At 51.9% G+C, this 12,349-nt stretch carries 8 protein-coding genes; 3 read left to right on the top strand and 5 right to left on the bottom strand.

Features of this window, described 5'->3' with window-relative positions; all coding sequences use genetic code 11:
- Window positions 1-4: 4 nt before the first annotated feature.
- Together AC1S52_RS32740 and AC1S52_RS32745 are read right to left on the bottom strand one after the other, a co-directional pair.
- On the bottom strand, window positions 5-436 hold the full coding sequence (locus AC1S52_RS32740; RefSeq protein ID WP_482033244.1) for a helix-turn-helix domain-containing protein: 432 nt from the start codon (window positions 434-436) through the stop codon (window positions 5-7).
- A gap of 188 nt (window positions 437-624) precedes the next feature.
- A complete protein-coding gene (locus AC1S52_RS32745) occupies window positions 625-2,802 on the bottom strand; it encodes a protein kinase domain-containing protein (protein ID WP_482033245.1) in 2,178 nt (725 codons plus the stop codon).
- Between the two features lie 479 nt (window positions 2,803-3,281).
- Between AC1S52_RS32745 and AC1S52_RS32750 the strand changes: the two genes are divergently transcribed.
- Window positions 3,282-5,528, top strand: coding sequence for an FdhF/YdeP family oxidoreductase (locus AC1S52_RS32750; protein WP_482033246.1), 2,247 nt, complete (start codon window positions 3,282-3,284; stop codon window positions 5,526-5,528).
- 365 nt (window positions 5,529-5,893) lie between these two features.
- Window positions 5,894-7,291, top strand: a complete 1,398-nt coding sequence (trmFO, locus tag AC1S52_RS32755) for an FADH(2)-oxidizing methylenetetrahydrofolate--tRNA-(uracil(54)-C(5))-methyltransferase TrmFO (protein WP_482033247.1) — start codon at window positions 5,894-5,896, stop codon at window positions 7,289-7,291.
- 34 nt (window positions 7,292-7,325) lie between these two features.
- On the opposite strand, the gene AC1S52_RS32760 is transcribed toward trmFO, so the two are convergent.
- On the bottom strand, window positions 7,326-7,673 hold the full coding sequence (locus AC1S52_RS32760) for a hypothetical protein (RefSeq protein ID WP_482033248.1): 348 nt from the start codon (window positions 7,671-7,673) through the stop codon (window positions 7,326-7,328).
- A 147-nt stretch (window positions 7,674-7,820) separates the two neighbouring features.
- Here AC1S52_RS32760 and AC1S52_RS32765 point away from each other — a divergent pair, with 147 nt between their 5' ends.
- Complete coding sequence (locus tag AC1S52_RS32765) at window positions 7,821-8,051, top strand: hypothetical protein (protein ID WP_482033249.1); 231 nt, start codon at window positions 7,821-7,823, stop codon at window positions 8,049-8,051.
- 47 nt (window positions 8,052-8,098) lie between these two features.
- On the opposite strand, the gene AC1S52_RS32770 is transcribed toward AC1S52_RS32765, so the two are convergent.
- Entirely contained in the window at window positions 8,099-8,575 is a 477-nt protein-coding gene (locus AC1S52_RS32770; RefSeq protein WP_482033250.1) for a nucleoside deaminase, read from the bottom strand.
- Window positions 8,576-8,888: 313 nt separating this feature from the next.
- Complete coding sequence (locus tag AC1S52_RS32775; RefSeq protein WP_482033251.1) at window positions 8,889-12,248, bottom strand: AAA family ATPase; 3,360 nt, start codon at window positions 12,246-12,248, stop codon at window positions 8,889-8,891.
- Window positions 12,249-12,349 lie beyond the last annotated feature (101 nt).

A 12,349-nucleotide genomic window follows, 5' to 3' on the forward strand; every position in this document is an offset into this window, starting at 1 on the left:
TTATTTAATTCTCACTTCTAAAACGCTTCAAATAGTCCCATCCCCGTTGGGGATAAACTTCTCTCCCAATTTTTTCGGCAATCCAGCGGGCAACTTTAGGACCAGACCAGTTACCTCCTTCAGCCGGAGGTTGTTTTAGAGCCTCACGGAGTTCTTGCTGCTGTTCTGGGGTGAGGAGCGATCGCGGAGATGGTTGTCGTTTCTGACTGCGGCTTTTAATCGCGGCAGGACCTTCTCGATTGTATCGGCGGACAATTTCTTTAGCGTAGTCGTAGTTTAAACCAATGACATGGGCAGCTTGCTTAATCGTCCACTGTTCGGCAACAAGATGAAGCAGATGCCATCGACGGGCTTCTGTGGTGTCCTGCGCTTGTCGATAAAGACGCTTGAGTTCTTCAGCCGTCAGGTGGGGGGTCAAATGGGCTTTCGGTGGCATGCCCTCAGGGGTCAGAAAGGGGTAGGTAGGGTTAGGGGAGACGCGGGTAAGGGGGAGACACGCTTCATTTATCAGGAGTTTTGTGAATTCTCCGGATAAAAGCCGTGATTGATTTAGATTTTTTTAGTCTGAAATAGCAGGGGTTGGGTGTCAGATGTCAGGGTTTGCTACTCCCGTCTCCCCTCCTCCTACGGGCTAACTTCTCGCAGGTAGCTACCTGGATTCAGATCCGGGATATGGGAAACCGGCATCGTTACAGTGGATGATGGAGTTGAAGACAGGGAGGAGCGATCGATAAATAGATTGGGGTCATACGAGATCGCATCTGCCTCGACTGGTTGCAAGATTCCAGCTTGCTTCTGCTGCTGCAACCGGGCATACTCGTCCATTTTCTCGCGGGCTGTACCATAGGAAGGAGTGCCCAAGGGAACCTGTTTCAGTAATTCCATTGCGCTAGAGTATTCTTGCTTGGTTGCCCGCTCATTCGCTTTTAGCAGCAAATCATCTGACCAGACGGAGAGCCGGTCGGTATATTCCGCTGTTTTTTCTTGAACTTTGACATCCAGGGAGGAGCCAGTCGGAATTTTTTCTAAGGAAGTCAGGGCACTCAGATAGCTGCTGGCATTGGCTTGCCTTTCAGCGGTTTCTAACCAGGCTTTTAGCCGAATTTCTTGTTTTTTCGTGTATTCCGGGATCTTAGGTTTCGCCGTTCCATAGGCAGCCGTATCCGGGTGAATTTGCCTCAAGTAGATTAATGCACCTTCAAAATCGCGTTTAGCTGCTCGGTTGTAGGCTTTTTGCAATAGGGCAGTAGCTCTGATTTCCCGCTTCTGGGTGTACTCACGAATTTTTTCCTGTGCCTGAGCGTAAAGCGTTGTGCCGGTGGGAATCTGTTTGAGTGTGTCCAAAGCACTGGTGAAGTTCTTGGCGATCGCATCCCCATACGCCTTCACCATCAACTGGGTCGCCTTGTCTTCCGCAATTCGGTTTGCCTGCTGCACCAGGTCTGCACTGCGCTCTTTCCAATAAGCATTCTGGGGTAAAGCCTTCGCTTCCTGCAAGGCGGCTTGCCAGTTGGACTGCTTCAGTGATGATTGCATTTTCTGGTAAACAGAAGTTGCCTCGCGCCAGTCCTGTTGCCAGGAGTCGATCGCATCTCGGGCTGAGGTATAAGCCTGACTGGTAATCGGAATAGATTCTGCCAGACTAATTGCCTGCGGCAGTTTTCCTTGCTGATACTGATCTTTTGCCTGTTCTAAAACCTGCGGTCCGCGATCAGTCAGATCTGGCGGACTCATGAGAAAGGCATAGCCGACGCTGGTTGCCGTCACGACCGTGCCAATTCCCAACCCCACCATCAAAGTCATGCCATGCCGTTCCGCCGATGACAGGTTTCTGACCGGAGAATTGCTTTGGGCGACGGGATAGAGGACAGAACCCGGCTCTACAGTAACCGCTAAAGAAGCATCTCCAATCGGCTGCGGCGCAACTGTTTGCCCAAATTGCCGAACTGCCTCTAACGCCTCATTGGCAGAGGCATAGCGCTGGTTGCAGTCGGAATGCACCATCCGGTTGAGTAGCAAGACTAGTTCTTCTCTGGGGGAATCCCCATTTTGGAGAGACGACTGCCAGAAAAATTCTCCTTGTTTAGATCCGGTTTCAAACAGGGACGGATGGGTGCCGGTGAGTGCTTGAATGGCAATGACTCCAACGGCATAAACATCACTAGCCAGGCAGGGCATTCCCTGAAGCTGCTCTGGAGCCTGGTAGCCCTGGTTAATAATCTCTGGGGGCAAAACTGCCTGTCCGTGTAAGGACAACAAAGACTGGTGAAGTTGCCTGACACTATCAAACCCGACTAAGACAAACTTGCCATCCTGCATTCGCCGCACCAGATTTTCAGGGGTCATGTTCCCATGCCGAATACCCTGGCTATGGACAAATGCCAATGGCTCCAGACACTCCAGCAGCAGTTGCACAATTTCATGCTCATCCCAGGAGTGCTCTGCCTGAAGCTCCAGACTGAGGGGATAACCGCTGACAAACTCTTGAACCAGATAAAACCCCTCTTCGTCTTCAAAACAAGCTAATAGTTGGGGAATCTGATCATGGTCTGCCAGTTTTTCAAGGATGGCAGCCTCCCGGACAAACAGATGGCGGATGGCATCTTGATATTCGGGTTCAACCGCAATCGGCTTGACGTGCTGGATGATGCATTGGGGTTGGCTGGGACGGCGAGTGTCTTGTGCCAGATAGACCTGTCCCCCGTCCTCGGTACTCAACACCTGCACGACCCGGTACCGCCCATCTAACAGTGCTTCCAGTTCCAGGTAGGTTGTCCCCTCACGCGATAGCAAGTTTGACATGGGTTTTTCTTTCGGTATATGGCTTAACGGTTGATAGAGTGCTCATTAATCAACTCTTTCGCTGCCTGTTGCCAATCTCCGGATACCCCATACAAGTTGAATTATTTAGTTTTCAATGAAATTTTCGACTGATGGTGAAGAGGGGATGGGTGAATAAGTGGATGAGTGGATGAGTCGCCCCACTACCCGTCTATCCCACTCACGCAAAACGTCTGCCATAAAGCAACTAGAGGGGACTACGTGATCTATCAAGTTACGATAGAAATGGTTGTCGCCAGGTTAGGGTACGGCTCTGGTATGCGGTGGACAACCTGCAATTATTTGTACAGAGTGTAGACTGGGCGATCGCAGCCATCCGCATCCCCTTTTTCGCTCTTATAGATCATCGACAGGACGCGAATCCAGACTAATTTTTACAGCCAATCCCCCCATCTCCCATCTCCCATCCCCCATCCCCCATCCCCCGACACATCTCCACCATGCTACGCAAACCTAAAAAAGGCTGGACTCCCCAACATTGGGCAAGCTGGAAACCCTTTGGAATTGGCGAACAGTATCCCAATAACTACTGGGAAGTGTTTCGGGCAGTTTGGCAGAGCCGTGATCAGCTTCCCTACGCATGGCGGATTCTCAACCAGGGTGTTTGTGATGGTTGCGCTTTGGGCACCACCGGCATGAAAGATTGGACCCAGGATGGCATCCATGTCTGCAATGTGCGGTTGCGGTTGCTGCATCTAAATACGATGCCAGCGCTTGATTCCAGTCTATTAGAAGACATTTCGCTGCTTCAGTCCAAAAGTGGACAGGAACTCCGCGACCTGGGGCGTTTGCCCTATCCGATGGTTCGACAGAAAGGTGAAACAGGGTTTCGCCGTGTCCGTTGGGATGATGCCGTGAACCTGATTGCTAACCATATTCAGGAAACCACCCCAGACCGGCTTGGCTTTTACATTACCAGTCGGGGAACCGGGAATGAGACCTATTACGCTACCCAGAAAGCAGTACGGGCAATGGGCACGAATTCCATTGATAATGCTGCCCGTATCTGCCATTCACCCAGTACAGCGGCTTTGAAAACAACGATTGGTGCAGGCGCAACTACCTGTTCCTACAAAGACTGGATTGGGACTGATCTGCTGGTATTCATTGGCTCCAATGTGGCGAATAACCAGCCCGTTACGGTCAAATATCTCCACCTGGCAAAGAAAGCAGGGACTCGAATGGTCGTGATCAACAACTATCGGGAACCAGGAATGGAACGCTATTGGGTGCCCTCCGTGGTGGAGAGTGCGCTGTTTGGCACCAAGTTTGCCGAAGACTTTTTCCTGGTTAATGTGGGTGGTGATATTGCCTTTCTGAATGGTGTGCTGAAGTGGATGGTCGAGAAGGACTGGTGCGATCGCGATTTCATTCAGCGCCATACCACCCACTTCGACCAGCTAAAAACAGCCCTGGAATCCCAATCCTGGGAGGAACTGGAGCAGGTTTCGGGAGCTTCCCGGCAGGAAATGTTGACCTTCGCCCAGATGGTTGCAGCAGCCAAAACCGCTGTCTTCGTTTGGAGCATGGGCATTACCCAGCATGAGTGTGGAGAAGACAACGTCCGCGCCATTATTAACCTGGCTCTGAGCAAAGGGTTTGTCGGACGGGAAGGTTGTGGGCTGATGCCGATTCGCGGTCATTCTGGAGTCCAGGGTGGGGCAGAGATGGGCTGCTATGCCACCGCTTTTCCAGGGGGAAAGCCGATCACACCAGAGACGGCTAGCCAGTTAAGCCAGCAGTGGGGGTTTGAAGTGCCCTCTAACCCAGGTTTGACTGCTCCTGAAATGATAGATGCGGCTCATCGGGGTGAAATGGATGTGCTGTTTACCGTCGGCGGCAATTTTCTGGAAGTGCTTCCTGACCCGGATTATGTAGAAGCGGGCTTAAAGCGTGTGCCATTGAGAGTTCACATGGACATTGTTTGTTCTAAACAAATGCTGACTGACCCCAGCGAGACGGTCGTGATTCTGCCTGCAACCACCCGCTACGAAGTGCCCGGTGGGATCACCGAAACCAGTACCGAACGCCGGATTATTTTTAGCCCAGAAATTCCCGGTCCCCGTATTGGAGAAGCCCGCCCCGAATGGGAAGTGTTTATGGAACTGGCACAACGAGTTCGCCCAGACCTGAGCGAAACAGGCGACCGATCGCCGCTCGATTTCCCCAGCACAGCCGCCATCCGGGAAGAAATTGCCCAGGTTGTCCCCTTCTACGCCGGAATTCAACATTTAAAAGAAGCAGGAGACCAGTTCCAGTACGGCGGCTCCCATCTCTGCTTTGGCTGGCAGTTTGCCACCCCAGACGGCAAAGCCCACTTTACCCCCCTGGGGCTTCCCGATCGCACCATCCCCGCAGGCTACTTTTTACTCACCACCCGGCGGGGGAAACAATTCAACAGCATGGTGCAGGAGCGCAAGGACCAGATTACCGGTGCAGCGCGTGAGGCAGTTCTGATGAGCCAGGCAGATGCCAATCGCCTTTCTCTCAGCAACGGCGATCCCGTCTTACTGAAGAACGACCAGGGTGAGTATCGGGGACGGGTTTATCTGGCTCCCGTCAAGCCAGGAAATCTCCAGGTTCATTGGCCCGAAGCCAATCGTCTGTTAGACCGAACCCGGCGATCGCCGATTGGTGGTGTTCCTGACTACAACGCTCTGGTGCAGTTGGAGAAGTGTGAGGGGTGAGGAGGGAGAAAGGGGGTAGGGGGTGGATGGGTAAGGGAGTTGTTGGTTGTTAGTTGTTATACCAATTTCATTTAAGGATGAGCAGAACTAACCCTTGTCAGGCAAGGGGCTTAAGCCCCTTGTTCAGTGCAGCCTCATAAAGAAATGGTATTAGTTGTTGGTTGTTAGTTGTTAGATAAGAAGGAGGCGAGGAAAGCTGGTTATCAAGGGAGGCAAGGGAGGCATGGCAATGTTTCCAAAAGATACTCTCCAAATCCCACCCTTCCAATCCTCATCTCTCTATCCTCAACTCTCAACTCTTCATTCCCTTCCCCCTTGCTCCTCCGCCCCTCTGTCCCCCTCACCCCTCACTCCCTCACCCCCTCATGTCAAACCTTCTTCCAATTCAAGTCATCGGTGGTGGACTGGCTGGCACCGAAGCCGCGTGGCAAATTGCTCAGGCTGGGATTCCCGTTATCCTGTACGAGATGCGCCCGCAGCGGCTCAGTCCGGCACACCATAGCGAGCACCTGGCAGAGCTGGTGTGCAGCAACTCCTTTGGGGCGCAATCCAGCGATCGGGCGGCGGGGCTGCTGCATGAAGAACTGCGTCGTCTGGGTTCCATTATTATCAGCAAGGCGGACGAGCACCAGGTTCCTGCTGGCGGTGCCCTGGCGGTCGATCGCGCCATTTTTAGTCAAAACTTGACGGAAACCCTTGCCCAGCATCCCTTGATTGACCTGCGTCGGGAAGAAATTCACCAGATTCCCAGGCAAGGCTTGGTCGTTCTGACCACCGGACCTCTGACCAGTCCTGCTCTAGCAGAAGACCTGCACCGCTTCACCGGCATGGAATACATGAGCTTTTTTGATGCGGCTAGCCCCATTGTGATTGGCGAATCGATTAACTTTGAGATTGCCTTCCTTGCCTCCCGTTACGATCGCGGGGAAGCCGCCTACCTCAACTGTCCCCTCAGCAAAGAACAGTACCTCCATTTCTGGCAACAACTCTGCACCGCTGAACAGGCAGAGTTAAAGGATTTTGAGCAGGAAACCGCTAAATTTTTTGAGGGCTGTCTGCCAATTGAGGAGATGGCACGTCGGGGAGAAGACACCATGCGCTACGGTCCACTCAAACCAGTGGGCATTTTTGACCAGCGGTTGGGAGACTTTCGCGATCCCGACAACCGCCTCAAACGCCCCTATGCAGTAGTGCAACTACGTCAAGAAGATCGGGCAGGACAACTCTGGAATATGGTTGGCTTTCAGACCAATCTCCGCTGGGGCGAACAGAAGCGAGTCTTTCGCCTGATTCCCGGACTGGAAAATGCCGAATTTGTCAGGATGGGAGTTATGCATCGTAACACGTTCATCAACGCACCCGAATTACTCCATCCCACACTGCAATTCAAAACCCGCCATACCCTGTTAGCCGCTGGTCAACTGGTCGGCACTGAAGGGTATACGGCGGCAGCAGCAGGTGGCTGGCTGGCTGGCACCAACGCTGCCCGTCTTGCCCTGGGACAACCTCCCATCGCCCTGCCCCCAACTACCATGATGGGTGCCCTATTTGACTTCATCAGTTCCGCCTCACCCAAACACTTTCAGCCGATGCCACCCAACTTTGGCATCCTGCCAGAGCTACCCCAGCGCATTCGCAACAAGCAGGAACGCTATGGAGTCTACCGCGATCGCGCCTTGATAGAACTGGCGAACTGGATGGAAGAGGTCGGGACTGGGGGATTGGGGACTGGGTACCAGGGGGAGTTGAGAGTTGAGAGTTAAAAGTTTTGAGTTAAAAATACTCATCCTTCATCCTTTATCCTTCACCCTTGTGCCCCTCTTCCTTCATCGCGGTTATCGTCCATTGCTTATACCGCTTTGGGCTATAGCAGCCTCGGCTATAGCGGACTTCCTGCCGGTTGCTGGAGGTGAACTGGACGCACCACTGGCGCTGTAGGTGTTGCCAGTAGATAAAGGCGGAACCAGCCGCTAATAAGCCAATGCCTGTAGCGATCGCAATCAGTATTTTTTGCTGGCGTAGTATCTTCATAGACTCAATAATGCCCAATCTGTCTAGAAACCAATCGGGGGAAACTGTGGAAGGATGAAAGCTAAAGGATGCGGGATAAAGTTTAGAAGGCAGTAGCCCCTGGTCATTGGTCATTAGTCATTGGTCATTGGTATTTACAAAGGACGAATGACAAAGGACAACCCATTCCTCACTATCTGAAAACTCTCACCTCAAAACTCTCACCTCCCAACCCCCACCTCTTAAGACACAATGAATTAGAGAAATAGGAGGACGGCAGTAATGAGTGGTGGATTTCCCTGGTACTTTGTAATTAATGATCGCCCAGTCAAGGTAATCGCAACGCCGGATGGGGGAATGGATGTGCTGATCTTGAACCTGGAAACTGGCAAGTTAGAACGCAACATGGCATACCTTTCCCGCTGCTTTGAGCCTGGACAGGATGTGAACCGGCTTTCAGAGGAAGCGTTTAATCATCTGGTTGAAACCATCCGGCATTCTTTAAAAAAGTAGCCTTTATCAGAATAATGGTTGGAATGCTGTGTTTGGGCAATTGCTCATTAATATTCAACTTTATCGGGTTTAGCTGCCCATTCCTGAAAGACCGCGATCGCCTCTTCTGGTAATAACTGGTCCATGGGTAGTTTACGGGCTTGTATGGGAACATCCAGTTCATCATAAATGAACTGATCATCAAAACCGATAGCAGCCGCATCTACTTTAGTATTGCCATAGTAAATTCGGTCGGGTCTTGCCCAGTAAATTGCTCCCAAACACATGGGACAAGGCTCACAGCTTGTAAAGATTTCACAGCCAGTGAGTTGAAAGGTGTTTAGGGTGCGACAGGCATTCCGGATGGCAACCACCTCAGCATGGGCAGTGGGGTCGTTGGTGGAGGTGACCTGGTTGTTTCCCGTCGCAATCACTTTTCCATCTTTAACAATGACGGCACCGAAGGGTCCCCCCTGTCCCGAACGAATGCTGTGCCGGGAAAGGGCGATCGCCTCGCGCATGAACTGAGCGTTGGAATCAGTCATAGAAGAATTTTGAAGCATTGAATTTGTCATGAAATTTAGGTTTAGAACTTAATCATGGAATCGTTGAAGTCTAAACCCCAACACTTCAGTATTTTCGTATGGAAAACAACAAATTTGAATAGCTCCTATGGCAGTTGATAGGTAATCGGTGGCACGAGTGGTTAATTGTCGGTTGTTGAGTGGGCATAAACCGCCGCACCAGATGCGCCTTATTACCCAGCGTTGCTGATTTTGGGTATGAATTGGGAAGTTGTATGAATTGAAACGTCGTTCCAATTCATACGGCTATTCAGCACCACCTATTACCCTGATCTCAAACCGATAGGCTTAACTGGGAGCCGTTTTCGGTCTTGTATACTTCTACCCGCGACTGGAATGCCTCTTTAAAGTGAGGCACATGGGTAACGGTGAGGATGCAGGCGAAGTCAGGCGCGATCGCGTTGATGGCGGCAATTAAGCGATCGCAGCCCTCCGCATCTTGAGTGCCAAAACCTTCATCCACAATCAACATTTGCAAAGCCATGCCTGATCGGTGTGCTAGTAGCCTTGCCAGTGCCAACCGAATGGCAAAGTTAACCCGAAACGCTTCTCCACCAGAGTAAGTTTCGTAGGGACGGGTGCCGCGGGCATCGGCAATCAAAATATCCAGGGTATCAATCAGCTTGGCACCAGATTTGGTTGCAGATTTGCTACCTTTGCCTGCCCGCTGGGTGACAAACTGAACGTGTAACTGGTTAGCACTGAGGCGGCTCAAAATCTGGTTAGTTTCAGCTTCCAGTTGGGGTAGGGCATTTTCAATCATCAATGCCTGAATGCCATTCTTGCCAAATGCCTGGGACAACTCTTGATAAATCCGATACTGACGTTGGGCAGATTGCAGGTCGCCCTTGAGTTTTAAGCTTTGAGTTTTGAGTTGTTCTAACTGCTGTTGCTGTTGTTGTAGCCGACCCAGGTGGGCTAGTTTTTCGTCCAGGTGCGATCGCCGTTCCTGGATTTGTTGTTCTAATTGGCGAATCTGAGTTTGACCATCAGGTGTTTGCTCCAGTTGTTGAATCAGTGTTTCAAGGTTGAGTTGAACTGAGTGGAGGGCATGTTGACGTTCCTGAAGGGCGTGGGCTAGTTGTTCTAACCGTTGCTGCGCCTGGGGATAGTGTTGTCGCGCCTGGTAGAGTTCTTGATATCGCAGTTGCCAGGGTTGTGCTTCACGAATGTGCTGGCGCAATTCATTGTGTTGATCCAGGTTGTAGCCAACTTCTAAAATTTGGCGATCCAATCTATCTAATTGGTAAGTGGTTTCCTGATTCAACTGCTCTAGCTGGTTCTGTAACTCGGTCAGTTGAGCCTCTAGTTCGGGTTGTCGCTGGGCAATCTGGTGTTGTCGTCGCTGTGCCTGCTTAATTTCTGCCTGCCGAATTTCTGCCCACCGCCAGCGATCGACTTCGCCCCGTGCCAGGGCATGGTTTTTCTCGTCGTAGCCCAACGGGTGAATACTCTGATCTAACAGGAACAGCTCTTTCTGTAGCTCTGCGGCAAAATCTCCCGTTTGCAGCGATCGCTCCAGTTGACTCACTTCAGCCGTAATCTGTTGCAAATGGGTTTGCCCATCTGCCGTCATCTGAAGTTGTTCCTGAAGTTGACCACGGCGTTCTAGAACCGTGCCATACTGCCCTAACTCCTGCTCTAGTTCGCGGTATTCCTGCCGTAAAACCTGAATTTCTCGTTCCGAAACCGAGAGTTGCTCCCGAATCATCCAAATCTGCGCCAGAATTTCCTGCTGTTGAACCCGATGCTTTTCCAGCACCAGGTTCCAGTGGTGTTCATCCAGAGGGCGATCGCAAAGAGGGCAGGGGGGATAGGCAGAGGAAGCTGGCATGACTTCACCGCCAGCAAATCCATTCTCCAAAGGTGTATTTGAAGAGTCGGCGGGAGAGGAAGCCATTATCTCAGTTCGGTGCTGGGCGGGTTGGGTAATCTCGATGTCTCCCTCCTCTAAAGGGACTGAATCGGCTGTAATCGCCGTTCCCTCCCTCTCCCCTCTCCCCTCTCCCTGCATCAGCAGTTGAATCTTCTGCTCAACTTCCGCCAAGTGAGTTTCATAGTCGCGCTGATGAGCCTGGAGGCGTTCCATAAAACTGCGGCGCTCTAGTCCCTTCTCCCGCACACGCTGCTGGTAGGCGCGGCGTTCTTCCAGGGTCTCAATCCGGTCACTGACTTCCAGAACTGCCTGTTGCAGTTTGGGCTGGCGTGCCTGCTGGGTATGCAGTTGGTGGGCAGTGCTGCGGAGTTCTTCTAACCGTGCTGTCATAAGGGTTTGGGCACGGTCAAGCTGAGACTGAATCTGCTGGCGACGTTGCAACAGGGGGGCAACCTGTGCCTGTGCCTGGTCTAGTTGCACCAGATGGGCGCGTGCCTGCTGGAGTTGGACTAAAGCCGCCTCAATATCGGCAGACTTACTCAAGACATGCTGAATTTCACCTTCTTGCTGCCATAGCGCCTCCAGTTGTGCCTGAATCTGCTGCACCTTGCTTTGCAGTTGGGCTGTTGCCTCATTCTGTTGTTGCTGGTACTGCTGGCGTTGCTGCTGCATCACCTGGTAGCTCTTCAGCTTACCTGCCAACACTTCTTCCTGTGCCTGAAGGGATTGAAAATTGTGAAAACCAGCGGCGATCGCCCCCTCCTGCTGAAGCAAAGACTCCAACCCCTGGTGCTGGTGCTGGGCAGCGACTAGCTCCTGCTGCAACCGTTGACAGTCCTGGATTAAAATGCGCTGCTGTTGCTGCTGCCAGGTCAACTCCTGCTGCCAGGTTTGGCGCTGGTGCTGAATTGCCTGGAGGCTCTGCAACTGGTTGCTGGCTGCCGTTTGCTGCTGCTGCATTTCAGCCAGTATGGCATCCAATACTGCCTGTTCCTGGGCGATTGCCCCACTTTGCTGAAGCTGGTCTTGAATCGATTCCAGGTTTCGCTCCAGCAGTTCAATCTGTCCCTTCAACTGGCGTGCTTGATCCTTTGCTCGCTCTGCCAGAACATCGTATTGATCGAGCTTCAGCAAATCTGCCAGAATTTCCTTGCGCTCCCCAGGACGCTTCAACATAAACTCATCTGCCCGCCCCTGGCGCAGATAGGCGGAGTTGATAAACGTTTCATAGTCCAGCTTAAGATGCTCCAGGATAAGCTGTTGAGTCGCTCGAACTCCTTTTGCGGTTAGGGGGCGGAAGTTGGAAGGAAAGTGGGGAATAGGGAGTGGGGAGTGGGGAGTGGGGAATGGGGAAGCCGTTTCCAGTTGAGGATTGTTCGTTGTTGGTGATTCCGGTTGGCTCTCTGTATCCTCTTCCCTAACCCTCTGCTCCCCCGCTCCCTCTCTCCTACTCTGTTCCCCAATCTGAAATTCCAACACCGTTCCCTGTCCCCGGTAGCGGCTACGGATGATGCGGTAGGTCTGCTGATTGTTGGTAAAGATAAAATCAACCTGAGTTTCCTGGGTACCGATGTGGATGATGTCATCCTCAGACAGGGCACGGCTTTGACCCCAAACCACCCAGGCGATCGCCTCTAAGAGGGAAGACTTTCCCGCCCCATTGGGTCCACAAATACACGCAGTATGCAACCCTTCGAAGTTCAGGGTTGCCTCACGGTAGCTCAAAAAATTTTTCAGCGTCAGGCGTTGCGGAATCATAGCAGTCAAATGCCATAGCCTATAATTCCCAGATTAGCAGTACATCTGCATTAAAGTACATACGAACTTCAGTACAAATGAATTTAAGAGCCTAAAAACTT

Source organism: Kovacikia sp. CALU 1929, assembly GCF_056784235.1.

Bases quoted from the DNA above. Each gene is read 5' to 3' on its own strand.
- AC1S52_RS32740 (WP_482033244.1), bottom strand. From the start codon at position 436: ATGCCACCGAAAGCCCATTTGACCCCCCACCTGACGGCTGAAGAACTC.
- AC1S52_RS32745 (WP_482033245.1), bottom strand. From the start codon at position 2,802: ATGTCAAACTTGCTATCGCGTGAGGGGACAACCTACCTGGAACTGGAA.
- AC1S52_RS32750 (WP_482033246.1), top strand. From the start codon at position 3,282: ATGCTACGCAAACCTAAAAAAGGCTGGACTCCCCAACATTGGGCAAGC.
- trmFO (WP_482033247.1), top strand. From the start codon at position 5,894: ATGTCAAACCTTCTTCCAATTCAAGTCATCGGTGGTGGACTGGCTGGC.
- AC1S52_RS32760 (WP_482033248.1), bottom strand. From the start codon at position 7,673: ATGACCAATGACCAGGGGCTACTGCCTTCTAAACTTTATCCCGCATCC.
- AC1S52_RS32765 (WP_482033249.1), top strand. From the start codon at position 7,821: ATGAGTGGTGGATTTCCCTGGTACTTTGTAATTAATGATCGCCCAGTC.
- AC1S52_RS32770 (WP_482033250.1), bottom strand. From the start codon at position 8,575: ATGACTGATTCCAACGCTCAGTTCATGCGCGAGGCGATCGCCCTTTCC.
- AC1S52_RS32775 (WP_482033251.1), bottom strand. From the start codon at position 12,248: ATGATTCCGCAACGCCTGACGCTGAAAAATTTTTTGAGCTACCGTGAG.